The following is an 18,271-nucleotide window of genomic DNA, read 5'->3' on the forward strand; positions in this document are numbered from 1 at the left end:
AACACAACTTCATATCCGCTCCCGCACCATTCTCTGCCGCTGTACATCTCTGCCCTGCTCCATCCACTCTCTTGAAAGAGGCTCGGCACCCATGGCACTCGACTACGACACCCCCTCCCAGATAGCCCCCGCGGCCACCGAGAGCAGCAAGCTGAAACGGCACTTCGGTCGCTTCGACATCCTGTTCTTCTTGATCTGCACCATCGTCGGCGTCGACACGATCGCGGCCGTCGCCGCGTCGGGCGGCGAGGCATTCACCTGGATGGTGATCTTGGCGGTGCTCTTCTTCGTGCCGCAGGCGCTGCTCTTCTCCGAGCTCGGCACCGCCTTTCCGCAGGAGGGCGGCCCCTACCTCTGGACGAGAATGGCGTTCGGTCACCTCGTGGGGGCTATCAACAACGTGCTCTACTGGATCACCAACCCGGTGTGGCTCGGCGGCACGCTCGCAGCCGTCGCGGCAGTGGCGATTCAAGAATTCTTCCTCGGCGGCGGCGACCAGTCGACCCCGGTCTTCTACCTGATCACGATCCCCTTCATCTGGGTGGCCGTGCTCGCTGCGGTGCTGTCGTTCCGAATCGGCAAATGGATCACGACGGTCGGCGCCTTCGCCCGCTTCGTGCTCATCGGCGGGTTCGTCATCTCGGTGATCATCTTCGGCGTGCAGAACGGCGTCCAGGGCCTCGGCGCGGGCAGCTTTGTGCCCACGGCCGGCGGCTTCGTCGCCCTGGTCGGCGTGCTGCTGTTCAACTACGTCGGTTTCGAGCTGCCGAACAGCGCCGGTGAAGAGATGAAAGACTCCACCCGCGACGTGCCGTTCGCCATCGCCCGGTCGGCGCTCTTCTCCTTCTTGCTCTACGCGGTGCCGATCCTCGGCATCCTGCTAGTGCTCCCGGTCAGTCAGGTCGGCGGCCTCGAGGGTTTCGTCGACGCGATCAAGTCGGTGTTCACCGTCTACGGCGGTCAGACCACGAGCGACGGAGTCGTGCTGTCGGGCATGGGTGCGACTCTCGGCGGCGTCGCGGGTGCCCTCGTCGTGCTCTGCGTGCTGACCTCCGGCGTGACCTGGATCATGGGATCCGACCGGGCCCTCGCCGTCTCGGGCTACGACGGCGCCGCGCCCCGTTTCCTCGGCGTGATCAACGCTAGGCTCGGCACGCCCGTGCGCGTCAACATCTTCAGCGGCATCGTCTCGACCATCGTGCTGGTGCTCGCCAACACGATCGCCGATGGCAGCGCCTCGAAGTTCTTCTTCGCCGTGCTCGGTGTGACCATCTCGACGACGCTGATCAGCTACCTGCTGATCTTCCCGTCGCTCTGGAAGCTTCGTAAAAGCCACCCCGATACCCCGCGGCCCTACCGGATGCCGTTCCACAAGCCGCTGACGGTGCTGCTCATGGTGATCCTGGCGTTCGCCGTCATTCAGCTCATGGCGCCCGGCTTCGGTTTCGACTGGTTCGGCGAGGGCTTCAGGCCTGACGGCTGGGGGCCCTCCGAGGGCGGTCTCTACCTCCTCACCGAGCTGCTCCCCGTGGTCGCCTTCATCGTGCTGGGCATCGTCTTCTGGGCCCTCGGCACAAAGACCCGCCGCGAGAACGCCACCCTGCAGCACGAGCTCGACGACCTATCCGCCCGTTCCACGCCGGAAGGGCCGAAGTTCCACTGACCTCCGCATCATTCGGCCCCCGCGGCGACCCGTTCGTCGAGGTCGCCGCGGGGGTGCTGGTCGCCACCAGCCGCCGCGACTCGACCACCACCACAGTGGTGGTCGGGTCGAACGGCCGTGACTGCCTCCTCATCGACCCCGCGTGGGAGGTCGACGAGCTCGCCTCGATCGCCGACGCCCTCACCCGCCGCGGGCTGACCGTCACGGCCGGATTCTCGACCCACGCCCACTTCGACCACCTCCTCTGGCACCCGGGGTTCGGCGACGCCCCGCGCTGGGCCTCCGCCGAGACCGCGACACCGGCGCGCGACGACAGGCCCGCGATCCTGGCCGAGCTCGGGGCGTGGCCCACCGAACTGCTTCCGCTCGTCGGCGCGGTGACGGCAGCACCGGGCGACCGCCTGCACTGGCGAGGCGTCGACGTGCAGCTGATCGAACACGACGCCCACGTGCCGGGGCATACCGCGGTCTGGGTGCCGAGCCGTGGGATCCTCGTCGCCGGAGACATGCTCAGCGACATCGAGCCGCCCCTGCCGTTCGAGCCCGACGCACCGACCAGCCCACCGGCCGACCCACTCGCCGCCTACGCCGCAGGCCTCACCGCGCTCGAACCGTTCGCCCGGAGAGCCGCGATCGTGATCCCGGGCCACGGCACGCCCGGCAAGGATCCCACGGCTCGCCTCACCCGAGACCGTCACCTCCTCGAGGCGCTCCGGTCGGGCCGCGATCCTCACGATGATCGACTGCCGCCGGCCTAGCGGCCAGCCACCTCACCGGCCTAGCGGCCAGCCACCGCCCCAGCGCCCAGCCGCCCCCTACGCGACGCGCGCGAGCGCTCCCTCGTCGGCCCCGAGGTACACGAGCCGCTGCCGGATCGACGCCATCACGATGTCGGTGAACCGCTCGCGCTCGTCGAGGGTGTCGGTCACGTACCGCAGCCCGACGAACAGCCCGACGAGCACGGTGGCCTCGCGGTGAGTGTCGACGCCGATCGTGATCTGCCCGAGGGCGGCCGCGCGGCGCAGGTTGTCAGAGATGCGGGCGACCCAGCCGACGTAGGCGCGCGGCGCATTCGGGTCGGTGAGCTTGTGCTCGTTGACGATGCGGAGGCTGGCCCGTGCCAGCGGGTTGGTCGCGAACTGCCGGGCGACGTACGCGGTCGACTGCACGATGTCGGCGAGGGGCCCGTCGGGCGACGGCTCGGTGCCGAAGAAGGTGCCCTGCGGAAACGCTTCGGCGACGACACTCGCAGCGATCTCGGCTTTGGTGGCGAAGTGGTAGCTGACGAGGCTCTTCGCGACTCCGGCCCGGGTCGCAATCGAACCGTACGATGTGGCCTCGTAGCCGCGATCTTCGAACTCGGCGCCCGCGGCCTCGAGAATCCGAGCGACCGTGGCTGCCCGCTGTTCCTCCCGGATGCCCATGGCGGCATGCTAGCCGCCGCACCCCTGAAACGCACCCGGGCCGAGCCGTTCGTCAGCTTTTGGCCGACACCTGAATTCGGTTGGCCCACGGGTCGTCGAAACTCAGGATCCGCCCGTCGTCCGCCGTTGCCACACCGAAGTGGGCCAGGCGCTCACCGAGACTTCCGATCTCGTCGTCGCTCGGCACCTCGATGCGCACGAGGCCCAGCCCCAGTGCCAGCTGCCGTCGACCGGCCCCGGCCGACTGCCAGGTGTTCATCGCCATGTGGTGGTGGTACTTGCCGGCGCTGACGAAGAGGGCCTGGGCGCCGAACTCGGTGGTCGTCTCGAAGCCGAGCTGGTCGACGTAGAACTGCCGCGCACTGGCGACGTCGCCGACGCTGAGGTGGACGTGGCCGACGGTCGCGGCACGGGTCGGCGCTGCAGCCAGATCGTGCTCGCTGAGGTTCTCCTGCAGAAAGGCGTTCGGGTCGAGAGCGAGAGTCGCCATGTCGATCTGGCCGTGGGTCCAGCTCCAGGCGGTTCGGTCGCGATCCCAGTAGAGCTCGATGCCGTTGCCCTCGGGGTCGGTGAAGTAGAACGCCTTGCTGACGAGGTGGTCGGCGCTGCCGGTGAACGAGCGCGGGAAGCGGCTGGCGACCGAGTAGACGGCGGACGCGAGGTCGGCCTCGGTCTCGAAGAGGATGGCCGTGTGGAACAGCCCGGCGTCTCGGGGCCCCGCGTGCTTCAGCTCGGGTGCGTGCTCGAGGATCACGATGATCGTGGCTCCGCGGCCGAGGATGCTGCGCGCCGGCGACCCCGCCGTCGCGGGCTCCTGCGCCAAGACGCTGAGAGTCACGGCGTCGCGGTAGTAGGCGGTCATGCCGTCGAGGTCGGCCACCCGCAGGGTGACCGCGCCCATGCTGGTGTCGGGTGCGAGGAGATCAGCGGAGGTCGAGGACATGTCACCGACCATAGCAGGCAATGGTTGTAGCGACAACTGATTCGCCCCACACCACACGCCCAGCGGACACGACAAAGGCCCCGGTCGAAACCGGGGCCTTCGAAGAGCTGCTATCGAGTTACGCGTTGGCGCGCTGACGACGAACGAGCGTGAGGACGAGCATGAGCGCGATACCGAGCATGACTGCTCCGGCGGCGGCCCAGATCATCAGCATGGAGCCGTTCGAACCGGTGAAGGCGAGGGCGCCCGACGGGTCGGCGACGGTGGATCCGCCGGCAGCGGCGGCGTCGACAGGAGCGACCGTGATGGCGGCGGTTGCGACGTTGCCCGAGGTCTGGCCGGTGGCGGTGACCGAGTAGGTGCCGGTGGCGCCGGCGGGGAGCTTCACGTTCAGCGCGGTGGCGCCCGAGGCGTCGGCCTGCTTCGTGATGCTGGCGGTGGCGGTGGCCGCGCTGAGCGTGGCGAGTCCGCTACCGGTGACCGAGAACGAGACAGTCTCGCTCGGCGTGAACGAGCCAGCAGCGAAGCCGGTGACGACCGTTCCACCCGGAGTGGCGGCGCCGCTGACCGAGATGTTGCTGGTGGGCACGTAGCCGGCAGCGTTAGCGGCGGCCGGAACTGCGAAGACGCCGACTACAACGAGCAGCGCGGCAGCAATAAGCTTTTTCAAAATAATCCCCTGATGTGATCGAAGCCGCGCGGTTGGTAAGTGCAGCATCCTCAGCTTACGAGGGAGTTACAGGTAATCAAGATTTGTTTTGTTTCCAGAACGTTAACTCCGGGTGTCTGTGTGATGGACGGAATCACCGCCGCATTCTTCGGCCCGATGTACTGGAGACGCCAAGTCGTTGATTTTCCGGGCTTTACCAGGGTCTCGAACTGGCTCACGGGGTACCCGGAGTCGGTCGCGGTATGGAGCGATCGCGTCTTTCCGTCTTTTGTAACACCGGTGAAGACCCCTGTTTTGGGGGCGTATATCGAGACCGTCGTTTGCACGTTTCCGGGTGCTACGCCGAAGTCACCTCCCCCGGTGACGTATTCAGGAAGACTCGTGGCGGCGTCGGCCGGAGCGTTATTCGTCAGCGTGACGTCGACGACGTAGTTCGGGCGCCCGTCTTTGCGGCAGGTGACCTGCCCGATGCTGACCTGCGTCGAGAGGTAGTAATCCATCTTCGCGCCCGTCGAATCGTTGAGGTAGATGCCGAAAGCCGGCCTCGTCTTGGATCCTCGGGGCAGTTCGCCCGACAGGGCCGTCTTCGAGATGGTCTTCTGCTGCGCTTTGTCGTCGCTCCAGACCAGGATCCGCCCCTCGTCGCCCGCCCTCGTCAGAGCCGTCAGCATCAGCTTCGGGTCGAAGTCGCCCGATGCGACCTTCGCGAAGATCGCGCCGGCCGCGGCTTTGAAGTAGGTGTCTTGCACCGCAGGATCCGGGTACTTGGCGTACGAATCTGAGAGCAGCGAGGTGACGACGTTGCTGCTCGTGAGAATGTCGCCGTTCGGCAGCGTGACATCTCCGGTCGCCGTGAGCAGGTAGCCGAGGGCGACCGGGTCGATCGAGATGACTCCGTCGACAGTGGCGCCGTAGCGCTTCTTCCACAGCTGCTGGGCGATCTCGCCGGTGAGCGGGAAGCGGGGCGTGAGGTTGACGTCTTGCAAGAAGCGGCCGGTGATCGAGCCATAGATGCCCTCGGTTTCGAGCGGCAGGTCGATGACGGGCTTCGCCAGCTCGGGGAAGTCTGCCGACGACGCCTGCTTCTGCAACGCGAGGCGGCCCTTCTTCGCCGTCACGAGTGCGACGGCACTCGGCACGCCGCCGGTCGACCGCAGCTCGGCGTTGTTCTGGAAGAGGAGGAGGTACTTCTTGGGCGCGCTCTGCCCCATCATGTCGGGCAACAGGGTGACGGCCTGGTCCGCGGTCTCAGCCGCGCTGCTCGCCTTGGCGAGCACCGACGTGAGCTGATCGACCGCGGTGTCGACCTGGCCGACCGTTCCGGCGGTGTCGACGGCGCGGGCACGCTCGAGGTTCGTCTGCAGCGACGCAGTCGCGGAGGCGATCGTCGGTTGAGCCTTGACGAGCGGTTCGAGGTCGACGGCTCCGTCGACGGGCTTGAACTGGGCGACGTTGACCGTGCCGAGCACTCCGGCGATCGGTTCGATCGCGTCGGTGCTGACATCGGCGAGGATCCCGGAGACCTCTCTCACTGCCGTCAGGTTGGGGCCGACCAGAGGCACGATCTCAGCTCCCCGCCAGATCGGATCGGCGGTCAGTCGTCTCGCGTCCCTCGTCTCGGCGGCCAGCTCGACGGCACTCGCCTGCGCGGCCTTGGCATCGCCCCTCGTCACGTCGCTCTGCACCTGAGTTGCGAGCGCAACGGCCTTCTCGAGGTGGTTCTTCGCCAGCACGCCGCGCACGCCGACCCATGCCACGCAGGCGACCAGCAGCACGACGATCAGCAGGATCACCCAGCGGGCGATGTGTCGCTGCGGTCGAACGCGAACGTCGCCGGCTTCCCCGAGTGCCATGCGCTCATTCAAACATGTGTCGTTCTCGCTTACGGCGGATTGCCGGGTTACGGGTCGTTCGGCCTGTTCGACACCGATCCCGCCTGTTCCGGTGGCAGGACGGGAGATCGAAGACCTCGATAGACCCCACGCAAAACTCCCCGTGCCAGCGAGATCCTCCCCAGAACGACGTAGCGCACCGCAAGGACGAGACGTAGCCCTCCCCATAAAGGGACCCGCCAGGGCCAGTAGATACGGCCAATGATTACAGCCGACCTAGCTGCTTCCTCCACGGACAACCTTGATCTAGCTGACGAGCCGTATCCCTTCGGCGTGACGCTGCTTCCTCGGCCATGCTCGACGACCGTGCGCCCCGAAATACCCCAGTTCCCGCTCAGGCCCAGGAGACTCATTCTCATACAGAGGTCAATTTCCTCACAGAACAAGAACAGGTTGGGAGATAGGAGCCCCGTCGACCGGAAGAGAGACATGCGCGCGAGAAAACATGCGCCAAAGAATGTCGGGACAAACTCGCTGGCCAACAGGGCGTCGGATCTCCGGAGGACACCCTTTCCAGCAGCCGCATCCCACCCAGGTGATCCGAGTGCGGACCAGTCGCCCTGGCTCGATCTCTCCAACAATTGCGGTGAAATGAGATCAGAGCCCAACAACCGCAGATCGGTCAGCATGTCGTCCACGTCCGCGGACTTGACTGTCACATCCGGGTTGCAAATCAGAACGTGCTCAGCACCTATCGAGGCGGCCAACTCGATGCCCATGTTGTTTCCCCCGGCGTAGCCGAGATTGGAGGATGGCCTGCGGTACTCGAGCTTCCGCCGAAGCGTGGGTGACACAGCCTCGGATCCCTGCCATGGCAGTGCGCCATTGTCGATGACAAAGATTGTCCCGACCGACTGATTCGCAGCTAAGCCCTCCAGACAGCGCACGAGCTCCGAGCCGTTGTTATACGCCACAACGACGGCGGCAACCTCGGTCACAAAAGCTCCGCGATCCGCTCGGCTCGTGCCGACCAGGAATTGAGTTTGACAAATTCTGCAAGCTCTTCTGCGGGCACTGATTTCCGACCAAGAGCACTAGCAATCGCTTCGGATAGGCCACTGCCTTGGCGATACCTGGAAATAAGTCCACCAAAGTGATCCAACTGGGGATAGTCCACGCAGACAACAGGCCTGCCGGTCGCGATGTACTCGTAAACCTTGACTGGATCCACGGCCGCAATTAATTCCGTCACAACGAAAGGAAGCACGAGAACGTCAGCCTTCCACATCTCTTCTAGGGCATTCCCGTGAGTCATCACACCTCTGTACGTGACTCGATCATGAACAATTTCCTGGCTGTCGAGAGGCCCGATGATTTCTACGTTGACAGGCATGGACTCAACTAGATCGAGGATCGCATCTCGGTCGAACCAGCTAGCCACAGTTCCGACGTACCTCACCACGCCGGCATTTACGGTCGCGTGTTGTCTCACGTGAGACATGGCCCTACCGTCCAATGCGTTGGGCACGGAAACGATTTGCGCGTTTGTTCCCATACGGCGAATCTCCTCCTCAATGGGACCACTGGAGCAAAATACACCAGCCGCCAGGTCAACAAGACGGGCCTCATTTGCGATATCGCGATTGACCACGTCCGGGAAAAGACGATTTATGTCCATGCAGTCGTAAAAGACTCGAGTATTGAAACGACCGACTAGACGAGCTAATTCATAATGGCGCGCATGAGTCACGATGAGCACGTCTGGACGCCAGAAAATTACCAATAGAAGCGCAGAAGCCCTGGATAGCACGAAGTCCAAGAACCACAACCGTCCCCGCAGACGCTGAGGCAGCAGGGGCAACCTGAAAACGGGCACGGAGAGACGCTGGTCCTTGACTAAGAGTGATCTCTTGACGATGGCAGAGCAGAAGAACGCAACAGACATACCCGCCCTAGCCCCAATTTCCTCAGCAAGAAAGTGAGGACGTTGTTTGATCCAGCGGCTATCGACGTGCGAAAGATATGCGATGCGGGTCATCCTTTTGACCCGTACATTTCGACGAGCTTGATGACTATCCCATCCCAGGCGAAGTCGCGCAGGACCTTTTCCCGGCCTGCTAAGCCCAGAGACATTCGGTCCTCTGTCGACATCACGCGCGCGGCCTTGACCGCAGCAGCAATTTGGCTTGCATTCTGGGGCTCGATCAGCCACCCATTGACGCCTGGTTCGATTAGGTCTGGCAGTCCCCCAATATTTGTCGCGACAACGGGCAAGCCGCTGGCCATTGCTTCGAGGGCCGAAAGACTTGTCGCCTCCAGTAACGACGGTATTATGCAAACGTCGGCGAGTCGCAGGATTTCAGCCATAGCCGAGGGAGTAACTGAGTCAATAACCTCAAACGGAGCGGCGGTTTGAGCCAGAGCGGAGCGCACAGCCTGCGCGTACTCTGGCACATCGGACTCACCCGAGCCAACAAAGACCGATACAACATCGTCTGGCCAGGAATCTGTAGACATCGCCAAGGCCGCGAAAAGAACGCCTTTGCTTGGGGCCCACCGTCGGGGAATGACAGTAACCAGGTCATGGTCACTCCATCCGCGCTGAGCCCTAGCGACATCTCGATCGGACAGAACCAGAGGCTTGAACAAAGACACGTCAACGCCATTGGGGACGTACATGATTGGGCAGCTCACGGCTCTTTGATCCGCAAGATCGAGGGACGGACCGGTCGCAGCCGTGAAAAATCGCGTTAGACGGCGGGTTACGAAGCGTCCCACCAACGGGATTCGAGCCAGGATTAGGAACTCACCCAAGTGGTTTGTCCAGACCTGGCGGACTCCCAAGCCGTGAATTTCACGGGCTATGAAGAAACTTGTTATGAAGTCGTGGTGATGAATGACGTCGAAAGCCACCTCACTACTGAGTTCCTGACGTAGACGCCTTCCCACTTGGCGACCAATTTGAAGCCGTTCCAAGAAATTCCGCGCGAGTCGGACGAATGGAATCGGAGATTTGTTGTCGCTTATCGCACCTTGGCTGCGACGTTCCCTACCCAGCACGCGCACCTCCGGACCGTCGACCTCGTGCAGCGCTTCGCCGCCACTAGTGCGACCAACAACCACATCGTGGCCGGATGAAATGAGTCCCTTTGCAAGGTTGTAGACGTGAAGCTCTACCCCGCCGCGAGAACGGTCGACGTAATTACTAGTTAGCAGCAGGACTCGCATTATTCCTCAATCGGTAAGTCTGAACGTCAGCACGGAGATGATGGAAATGACGATTTGAACGATGATAAGAACTCTCGCACTAGTCGGGAACCTCGAGAAACCTGGCAGAGATTTTGCGGACACCCAAATGACCCCGGCTCTGATGACAGAACCTATTAGGAGAGCAAGACCCACCAAAGGCCACCCTCCTAGTGAAACGAGAAATAGACCAGACAACAAGGCGCTCGCAACACCTATAACTGTCGAGCGGGACACCATGCCGTTGGCGGAGTGCCACATGGCGAACGCCGCCTTACCATCTGCGAAGGCCTGGAATGCCCCGGCAGGCAGTGCAAGTAGGACGGCAAGTCTGATCGAGTCAATTGGATAGCCCGAGGGAAGCCAAAACCGCAGGCCAAATGCGCAGAAGGCAACAGAAACAAGGGTCACAACAACAAGAGTCATCTGTACCCGGGTTTGTTGCTCAGATAGGCGTTGTGAGAGGCCTTCAGAGGTCCTCTCTGCTTGTGCGCGGACCGACCAATGAGCGTCGAGTGTGCTGGCGAAAGTCGTGACTGCTCCTATGAGCAACGACGCATACTGGAATTGGCCTAGGGCCGACGGGCCTTCAATCGCTCCAACGAGAAGCCGCATCGTCATGAGGAGAACGACGGCCAAGATGAGGTGAGGCACAAGACGAGAAGAACGTCGAAGCAGCGCAAGAGCACCTTCATAGTTGCGACGAAACGGGTTTTGCCCCACTAGCACCGTCTGAATTATCAGCCCAACGGCACTAAATAGCACGTACAGGACGACACCGACATGGAGCGAACCAACAGCAAGACCGAACCCCAGAACGATCAAGCCGCCAATCTGGCTCACAAAAGTGGCGAGTGCAAAGGCGCCTGGAGCGTTCAGGCCGCGCGTCGTGCCCGTAACCATCAAGGACACGGCAGATGCCGCGCTAAGTGCCACCACGTCGATGACCAGCACGCCGGAGTAATTCGCGAGAGACAGAATTATCGAAGTTGCGGCCAGTCCAAGGGTCCAGGAAAACGCAACCCTGCCTTCCGTGTTCCTTTTTGATCCCGGATCGTGAGAAAAGTGGTTGGCCAAAGTCAGATGAAGAGCCATCGTCAGTAGGGGTGCGGCAATACTTGCAACTGCAAGACAGCCGGAGATCGTACCCAATTCAGACTGCGAGATTTGCCGGCCAATCCATGGCCAGACAAATAATGCAGTTATCCCCACGGACGCTGTGCCCGCTTGGAACGCCAGAAAATTCATCCGGCTAGCCCATGAATGTCTCACGGAAAGTTGGTCAGACATGTTTAGGGCCGGGGCTCCAGGGACGATGGAATATCCTCGCTCGTGCCAGTACTGAACAGACAACGAGAATCAGTCCCGTGAACGCCATATTGATAAACAAATACGAACCGTTGCCGTTCAGCAGGAAGACTCGTATTCCATAAATGGATACAGTTGCCAGTACGGCAAGGAGGGCCGAGGGGGGCTCTGCGAGCAGGCCCAGCATCCAACTCCAAGAGCCACCCAGGGCGATAAGCACAATTGCGGCTGCCAAAACTGGCAGGCTGTACAGGAGATAGACGGGCCCTCCCACAGTGACCGGAACCAGGAACGCCCCCGGCGTGATAGGTGTGCCAGTCACGACAGACGAGACCAACTCGTCGAAGGTGTAGCTCGTCCCTCCGTGAATGTAGCGGTCAAGTAGAACACCAAAGTCGGTGTAGAGAACGGACGCTCGTTGCGTAAGCCCGACCGGCCGAGAAGTCATAGCAACGTAGCCGGCGATTATGGCGTCAGACGTAGAACGCCGAAGAATGTAGTCCAGGCCACTCCCTCCTGCAAGCGTCGCGTACTTGGCGCCGACAAATTGAACGTAGAAGAGAGCCACGATTCCCGAGGCGGCAAAAACGAGAATTTGCCAAACCTTGAACCGATGACCAACCGCGTAGCCGATCGCGGTCACAATGAGGACTTCCACAAGTGCCCCCTTGAAACCAAGGGCCACCTGCGTGAGGAAGAAGAGCAACCAAATGCAGCTGGTGACCTTGCGAGTCGAGGGTCGAAGTGTTGCCAAACTGAGAAGGGTGAGACAGGGCAACGCGTACAAGACTCCCCTGCTTGGCAGCCCAGCGTATCCGCTACCGCCTACCTCGAATCTCGACGTTTCGACGTTGGCCTGCAGAACAGGAATACCTACGCTGGCAAAGTGAATTATGGCGAGTAGTAGGACAACCGACATGCTCGCTTTGAGAAACGGAAGAAGCCAGGTTTGATCATCCTTTAAAACGGAAGTCCTGGACCGAACTATGGCAGCGCCGAAGAGAAATAAAATGGGGGCGCACAGCACGAGCCATCCATTTTTGACAAAACCCCGATCCATTTCGAGGATCAGGAACCCGAGGGTCGGCAGCCCCCATTGAATGAGGAGAATGACCGTCGCCTCGAGACGCCTTCCATTCCCGCGTCTGGACGGGGACGCTTCGGCGTCTACGTTCGGACTTGCGGTCAGTGCCCGCCCACCGATTAACCCCATAGCGCCAGTCTCCCATGAATGCGCAAGGTCGAGGGTTGGACACGATCGCCACGCTTTAGTCGCCATTCGCTTCGCCGTGACACAATCGTGCGCGTTGGGCTACTGCAAAAACTGGATCAGGAAAGGGTCGTTGTGACCGTTCGAATTATGCCGATCTACGGCACAAGGCCCGAGGCCATTAAAATGGCGCCTGTCATTGCTGAGCTGGAGACACATGGCTCTTTCGAAAATGTGGTCACGGTTACCGGCCAGCACCGCGAAATGCTGGATCAAGTCAATGCTCTCTTTCAAATTGAGCCTGATTACGATTTGAACGTCATTAAGCCCCGTCAAACCCTTACCGGGATCACCTCCGCAGTTCTAGTTGGCCTGGATGAACTCTTGAAGAGAGTGCGACCGCAGGCCGTCATCGTGCAGGGTGACACCACGAGCGCGATGGCCGGTGCGATGGCCGCGTTTTACAACCAAATCCCGGTTATACATCTGGAGGCTGGACTACGAAGCCACAACCTGGCGTTGCCCTTCCCCGAAGAAGGCAATAGGAAGATCGTGGGTCAGCTCGCCGCTCTGCACCTCGCACCGACGGAAACGAGTCGGAGCAACTTACTTGCTGAAGGGGCCGACCCGGGGACTATCGCCGTCACAGGAAACACAGTGATCGATGCCCTGCTGCATACCCAATCGATTCCGCTGTCAAACTTCACCGACCCGGCACTAGCGGCCGTCGTTGCGAGCGGCAAAAAAATTCTTCTCGTGACTACGCATCGGCGCGAGAACCTCGGCGGTGGGATGAGGGACATCGGGGATGCTGTCGCCCGGTTGTCCAAGCGGTTGCCAAACATTGAGATCGTCTTGCCGATGCACAGGAATCCTCTCGTGCGTGAAATTCTTATGCCCGTACTTGGCGACCTGGAAAACGTTCTACTCACTGAGCCCGTGCAGTACCACGAGTTTTCACACCTTATGGCGGCAAGCCATGTGATCCTTACGGACTCGGGTGGCATTCAGGAGGAAGCTCCAGCGTTAGGCAAGCCTGTGCTAGTCATGCGAGACACGACCGAACGGCCGGAGGCCGTCTCTTTCGGCGTCGCTCGACTTATTGGAACGTCTGCCCCCGCGATTGAGTCGCACGTCTTCGAGCTATTCGATAACGAGACCGCTTACCAAGCAATGTCCCGTTCGGTCAATCCTTACGGCGATGGTAATGCCTCACGACGGAGCGTTGCGGCAATCGGCAGCTTGTTCGGGGTCGGACAGCGCCTAGACGATTTCGTCGCGAAGGCCTGAGTAACGTCGTGTCCCGTCTGGCTCGCGAGTTCAACTGGCTTGGATTGCGGAGAAGACAACGCGCCGCCCCAATAGGGGCGGTGACGAATCAGCCCAGATGAAGTGTCTTGGCGCTTCTGTCTGATGCACGGTGGGATGTTTGCAGACCGGCCATCAGTGCGCATCCCCACCCGGAGCCAGCACAGCCCGCATCGTCCGCCACAGGATCACGACATCGCCCATCACCGACCAGTTCTCGACGTAGAAGAGGTCGAGGCGGATGGCGTCCTCCCAGTCGAGCGAGGAGCGCCCGCCGACCTGCCAGAGGCCGCTCATGCCGGGCTTGAGCAGGAGGCGGCGGCGCGCGGCCTCGTCGTAGAGGGCGACTTCGCCGTCGCGCTGGGGGCGGGGGCCCACGAGACTCATCGACCCGAGAAAGACGTTGAAGAGCTGCGGGAACTCGTCGAGCGAGTGGCGACGCAGAACGCGGCCGATCGGCGTGACGCGCGGGTCGTCCTGCACCTTGAACAGCGGCCGGTCGCTGCTGCCCTGCTCGGCTAGGAGCGCAGCCAGCTCGGCGTCGGCACCGACGCGCATCGACCGGAACTTCAGCATGTGGAAGTGGTCGCCGTTGAGGCCGACGCGCTCCTGCTGGTAGAGCACGGGGCCGCGGCTCGACGTCTTGACGAGAAGCGCCACGACCAGCAGCACTGGCGAGAACAGGGCGATGAGCAGCGTCGATCCGACGATGTCGAAGGCCCGCTTCGCGAACTGCTTGCCGCCGACGTAGCGGGGAGTCTCGACGTGGATGAGCGGGAGGCCGGCAACGGGGCGGGTGTGGATCCGGGGGCCGCCGATGTCAGTGAGGCTGGGGGCCACGATCAGGTGCTGCTGCCCGGCCTCGAGACCCCAGCCCAACTCGCGGATGCTCTGCGGGCCGAGCTCCTCGGATCCTGTGATGACGACCGTGTCGGCGCCGATCTCGTCGAGCACGCTCAGTGCGTCGGTGATGCGGCCGATCACGGGCACGCCGGTGTCGAGGAGGGTCGTGCCCGGGGCACCGGCGGGAATGCAGGCTCCGACGACGCGGTAGCCCTCCTCGGGGTGCCGAGCGAGCTCGCGGGCAATGTGCCGGGCGGTCTCGGCCGAGCCGACCAGCAGCACGCGCGCCGAGTAGTCACCGCGGTTGCGCTTGACCGACAGCCACTGCCGCCACATCCACCGCGAGAACACCAGCACGACGACGCCGAGGGGCAGGGCGATCAAGATGTAGCCGCGGGCGAGGTCGATCTTGAAGAGGAAGGCGACGATCGCCAGGAGTCCGAAGAGTCGGACGCTGCCGTCGACGATCTGGCGGTACTCCGCCGAGCCGCCGCCGATCACCCGGTAGTCGCGGGTGGCGTAGACGGCGAGCATGATCATCCACGCGACGATCACGACGATCGAGACCGCCGTGTAGTTGATCGCGAGATCGTTGACGTTGCCCCTGCCCGAGAGCTTCTGGCTGTCGAAGCCGAACCACGCGATCTGCACGCCGAAGACGACCCAGACCAGCACGAGCAGATCGGTGATACGGAGGCGCCTCGCGTAGTCGAGGCTCCAGTCGGAGTGGGTGGCCAGCCGCTCGGCTACCACGACGCGCCGCCGTCGGCCGAGACCGAGACCCGAGAGCCGGCCCAGAGCCAGACGTTCGCGCCGACCCGCGACAGCGCGACCGTCGACGGGTCGAGCGTGCCGGCGGCGGACGCAACCGGGGCGCAGCCGACCGGCGTCGGAACCGAGTCGGGGGTGAGGTCGGCCGTGAGCGACTCGATCGCGACGCCGTCGCAGTCGTCGGAGGCCGAGTCGACGGCGAGCAGGTAGCTGGTCGCGGTGCCCGTGCCGGTCGCCGTGAAGGCGAGCAACCCGTCGACGGTGACCGTCTGCCAGGCGGCATCGCCGTTCTTGACCGCGAAGGCATCGGCGCACGAGACGGCGGCGGCGCTGCCCGACTGCACGGCGCCGAGCGGTGTGGCGCAGGGCCCCGCGACGACACCGGAGGCGAGGTGCACGCGATTCGATCCGCGCACCACGAAAGCGAGATCAGCGACGTCGGTCGTCGACGCCGCCCAGAACTTGCCCTCGGTGAACGTCGCCATCGCCTTCGTCTTGGTGCAGGAGCCCGTGAGGTGACCTGCGAGAGCCGTGCGGTCGGATCCTGCGTTCAGGGCCACCGCGTCGGCGACGCCGGTCGACCCCAGGTCGACGACGGCCCAGGTGTCACCGCCGTCGGTCGAGCGCTCGACCTTCGGGGCCGCTCCCCCGCAGAGCCCCGGAGTCGTGCGCCAGGCCTCGGTGGCGCTCACGGCAGACAGCAACCGCACCTCGCCCGAGGGCTCGTCGATCGCGGCGGAGGCACTCGCGGTGGCGGTCGGCTGCGGCGAGCTCGTGTAGGTGGGGATGGGCCCCGGGGTTCCCGGATCGACCGGAGCCGTCGCGCGAAGAGCCGCGGCGACCAGCAGCACGTCGACCACGACGAATGCCACGATCACGGCGATGACGACGATGCGTCCCGCCAGCGACGAGAAGAACCCCGACCCCGCGACCCGCGACTTCATCGACCGGTGCCCCCCGCGAGCGCGAACGACCCGACGATGCTCGACACGAGGTCGTCGATTCGGGTCGCGACCCGCTCGTGGGTGGCTCGGCTGCGGCCGTAGGGATCCTCGATGTCGTCATCGGCCGGATCACCGGGCGGCGGGGCGATCCCGCGGGAGGCGGCCGCCGCCTGGACGACGAGACGAGGATCCGACGCGACCAGTTCGCCGCTCTCCCCCGCGTACGCCGCCAGTCGCGCGAATTCGGCCAGCGTGAACGTGTACCGGGAGGCGCGGGGCAGCATCGACACCGCTGCCGCCCGATGCTCGCGCGTGGCGGTGAGGATCAGATCGGCGGCCCGGATCATGTCGACGTCGAGGTCGCGCGCCCGGTGCAGCTCGGGAACGCCGCCGTACTGGCGCGACAGCTCGGCCGACAGGGGCTCCATCGGGCTGGACGTCTCGGCGAAGGTGCCGGCGCTCGACAGGAGGAACGACCGGTCGAGGCGCGCGGCGAGAAGCTGCTCAGCGAGCGGCGACCGGCAGATGTTGCCCGTGCAGACGACGAGCACCGACAGCGGCAGCGCAGTCGTCATCGAGTCGCCTGCCGAGACGGGCCGCGACGGAACAGCCCGCCGCGCGCGGGAGCAACGGCCTCGTCGCTCGTGCCGTAGCCGTAGTTGCCGTACCCGTAGCGGCCGTAGCCGTAGGCGTTTGGCCCCTTCAGAGGCATCATCGTCAGCACGAAGCCGGCGATGGGCGCACCGACGTTCTCGAGGGTCGCGACCGCTCCACTGAGCTGGTTCTTGTGCGTCTGACCGGCGGCCACCGCGACGATGGCGCCGCTCGCCCGCTTCGCCAGGATCGCGGCATCGGTCACCGGCAGCAACGGCGGGGCGTCGAACAGGATGTAGTCGTAGCTCGCCTCGAGGGTGGAGAGGAGATCCTGCATGCGGCGCGAGCCGAGGAGCTCGCTCGGGTTCGGCGGGATCTGGCCGGCCGGCAGCACGTGCAGGTTGCCCGAGCCCCAGGGCTGGACGGCGTCCGACAGATCGAAGCGGCCGATCAGCACGTCGGTCAGACCGACCGCGCCCTCGAGGCCCATGTAGTCGGCGATCTTCGGGCGGCGCAGGTCGGCGTCGATGAGGACGACACGGTAGCCGGCAGTCTCGAGCGCGATGGCGAGGTTGGCAACCGTCGTGCTCTTGCCCTCGCTCTGCACCGAGGAGGTCATGACGAAGGTGCGCGCCTTGCCCTCCAGCTCCAAGAACTGGAGGTTGGTGCGGAGGGTGCGGAACGATTCGGCGCGCGGGCTGCGGGGGTCGGCGTGCACGATGAGAGGGCGACTCGACGTCTTCGCGTCGTAGGCGATGCCGCCGATGATCGGCCCGGAGTGGATCTTCTCGACGTCGCCCTCGTTGCGGATGCGGTTGTCGAGGGTCTCGCGGAGCACCGACAGCCCGACGCCGACAGCGAGCCCGATCAGCAGGCCAAGAATCACGTTGAGGGGCACCTTGGGGCTGATCGGCGAGGTCGGCACCTGGGCCTCCTGCACGCGCGTCAGCTTCACCGTCGACGCGTCGTCTTTGCCGGTCGCCTCGATGTTCTGCACCACGTTCGTCAGGCTCTGCGAGGTCGCGTTGACGATCTCGGCCGCCTGCACCCCACTCGTCGACGTCGCCGTGATCTGAATCAGCGTCGTGTTGAGAGGCGCGTCGGCGCTGACGATCTGCGCCAGCTCCTCGGCGGTCATGTCGAGCTTCAACGACGCCACGACCGGCTGCAGCACGATCGGCGTCGTCACGAGGTTGGCGTACGTCGTCACCCGCTGCTGCGTGAACGTGCTCCCCTGAACGAGGTCGCTCACGCTGCCGCTCGACTGGGTCGAGACGAACACCTGCGCCGTCGCCGAGAACACCGGCTTCTTGACGAGCGAGTAAGTCGCGGCCAAAGCCACTCCGACCAGTGCCAGCACGAGGATGAGAATCCATCCCTTGCGCAGCACCGTGATGTATTCGCGAAGCTCCACAGCTCGCCTTCCCCTAGCGCGCAGCGGTCCCCTGACTTTCAACCGTGCTTCGACATATTCTCACACCGCCGAGCGGCGACACGGCATGACCGCACCCGTCG

General features: G+C 63.6%; 16 protein-coding genes. 3 read left to right on the plus strand and 13 right to left on the minus strand.

The features are described 5' to 3' along the window. Positions 1-91 precede the first annotated feature (91 nt). Both ASF54_RS06700 and ASF54_RS06705 read left to right on the plus strand, forming a co-directional pair. Positions 92-1,663: an APC family permease gene (locus ASF54_RS06700; RefSeq protein WP_055960158.1), complete on the plus strand. Its 1,572-nt coding sequence runs from the start codon at positions 92-94 to the stop codon at positions 1,661-1,663. 53 nt (positions 1,664-1,716) lie between these two features. Then, a complete protein-coding gene (locus ASF54_RS06705; protein ID WP_162237104.1) occupies positions 1,717-2,421 on the plus strand; it encodes an MBL fold metallo-hydrolase in 705 nt (234 codons plus the stop codon). Between the two features lie 57 nt (positions 2,422-2,478). Here ASF54_RS06705 and ASF54_RS06710 read toward each other — a convergent pair whose 3' ends face one another. The 9 genes from ASF54_RS06710 to ASF54_RS06735 all read right to left on the minus strand — a co-directional run bounded on the left by ASF54_RS06710 (position 2,479) and on the right by ASF54_RS06735 (position 12,299). Further along, positions 2,479-3,087, minus strand: coding sequence for a TetR family transcriptional regulator (locus tag ASF54_RS06710; protein WP_055960164.1), 609 nt, complete (start codon positions 3,085-3,087; stop codon positions 2,479-2,481). Between the two features lie 52 nt (positions 3,088-3,139). Next, positions 3,140-4,030 carry a VOC family protein gene (locus ASF54_RS06715; RefSeq protein WP_157510050.1) on the minus strand — a complete coding sequence of 297 codons (891 nt, stop codon included), beginning with the start codon at positions 4,028-4,030 and terminating at the stop codon, positions 3,140-3,142. A 118-nt stretch (positions 4,031-4,148) separates the two neighbouring features. Next, positions 4,149-4,700, minus strand: coding sequence for a hypothetical protein (locus tag ASF54_RS16640; RefSeq protein ID WP_055960170.1), 552 nt, complete (start codon positions 4,698-4,700; stop codon positions 4,149-4,151). A gap of 50 nt (positions 4,701-4,750) precedes the next feature. Then, positions 4,751-6,553: a DUF4012 domain-containing protein gene (locus ASF54_RS06725; RefSeq protein ID WP_055960173.1), complete on the minus strand. Its 1,803-nt coding sequence runs from the start codon at positions 6,551-6,553 to the stop codon at positions 4,751-4,753. A 47-nt stretch (positions 6,554-6,600) separates the two neighbouring features. After that, positions 6,601-7,530 (minus strand): glycosyltransferase family 2 protein, encoded by a 930-nt coding sequence (locus ASF54_RS16045; protein ID WP_162237105.1) that lies wholly within the window; start codon positions 7,528-7,530, stop codon positions 6,601-6,603. Continuing rightward, positions 7,527-8,570 (minus strand): glycosyltransferase, encoded by a 1,044-nt coding sequence (locus tag ASF54_RS16325; RefSeq protein ID WP_157510052.1) that lies wholly within the window; start codon positions 8,568-8,570, stop codon positions 7,527-7,529. The genes ASF54_RS16045 and ASF54_RS16325 overlap by 4 nt, the downstream gene beginning before the upstream one ends. After that, positions 8,567-9,760: a glycosyltransferase family 4 protein gene (locus tag ASF54_RS16985; protein ID WP_084815999.1), complete on the minus strand. Its 1,194-nt coding sequence runs from the start codon at positions 9,758-9,760 to the stop codon at positions 8,567-8,569. Before ASF54_RS16985 ends, ASF54_RS16325 begins: the two co-directional genes overlap by 4 nt. Positions 9,761-9,766: 6 nt before the next feature. Then, a complete protein-coding gene (locus tag ASF54_RS16330) occupies positions 9,767-11,026 on the minus strand; it encodes a lipopolysaccharide biosynthesis protein (protein WP_157510053.1) in 1,260 nt (419 codons plus the stop codon). 34 nt (positions 11,027-11,060) lie between these two features. Beyond that, positions 11,061-12,299 (minus strand): hypothetical protein, encoded by a 1,239-nt coding sequence (locus tag ASF54_RS06735; RefSeq protein ID WP_055960179.1) that lies wholly within the window; start codon positions 12,297-12,299, stop codon positions 11,061-11,063. Between the two features lie 147 nt (positions 12,300-12,446). Between ASF54_RS06735 and wecB the strand changes: the two genes are divergently transcribed. Continuing rightward, complete coding sequence (wecB, locus tag ASF54_RS06740; protein WP_055960181.1) at positions 12,447-13,586, plus strand: non-hydrolyzing UDP-N-acetylglucosamine 2-epimerase; 1,140 nt, start codon at positions 12,447-12,449, stop codon at positions 13,584-13,586. 153 nt (positions 13,587-13,739) lie between these two features. On the opposite strand, the gene ASF54_RS06745 is transcribed toward wecB, so the two are convergent. The 4 genes from ASF54_RS06745 to ASF54_RS06760 are packed head-to-tail and all read right to left on the minus strand — an operon-like array spanning position 13,740 to position 18,170. Further along, the gene (locus ASF54_RS06745) at positions 13,740-15,200 is read right to left on the minus strand and encodes a sugar transferase (RefSeq protein ID WP_055960190.1); all 1,461 of its coding nucleotides are present in this window, start codon (positions 15,198-15,200) and stop codon (positions 13,740-13,742) included. Beyond that, positions 15,194-16,162 carry a hypothetical protein gene (locus tag ASF54_RS06750; protein WP_055960193.1) on the minus strand — a complete coding sequence of 323 codons (969 nt, stop codon included), beginning with the start codon at positions 16,160-16,162 and terminating at the stop codon, positions 15,194-15,196. Before ASF54_RS06750 ends, ASF54_RS06745 begins: the two co-directional genes overlap by 7 nt. After that, positions 16,159-16,737, minus strand: coding sequence for an arsenate reductase/protein-tyrosine-phosphatase family protein (locus tag ASF54_RS06755; RefSeq protein WP_055960196.1), 579 nt, complete (start codon positions 16,735-16,737; stop codon positions 16,159-16,161). Before ASF54_RS06755 ends, ASF54_RS06750 begins: the two co-directional genes overlap by 4 nt. Next, a complete protein-coding gene (locus tag ASF54_RS06760) occupies positions 16,734-18,170 on the minus strand; it encodes a polysaccharide biosynthesis tyrosine autokinase (protein ID WP_055960199.1) in 1,437 nt (478 codons plus the stop codon). Before ASF54_RS06760 ends, ASF54_RS06755 begins: the two co-directional genes overlap by 4 nt. Positions 18,171-18,271 lie beyond the last annotated feature (101 nt).

It is taken from the genome of Frondihabitans sp. Leaf304 (assembly GCF_001423105.1).
In the GTDB taxonomy this organism is placed as follows: Bacteria; Actinomycetota; Actinomycetes; order Actinomycetales; family Microbacteriaceae; genus Frondihabitans.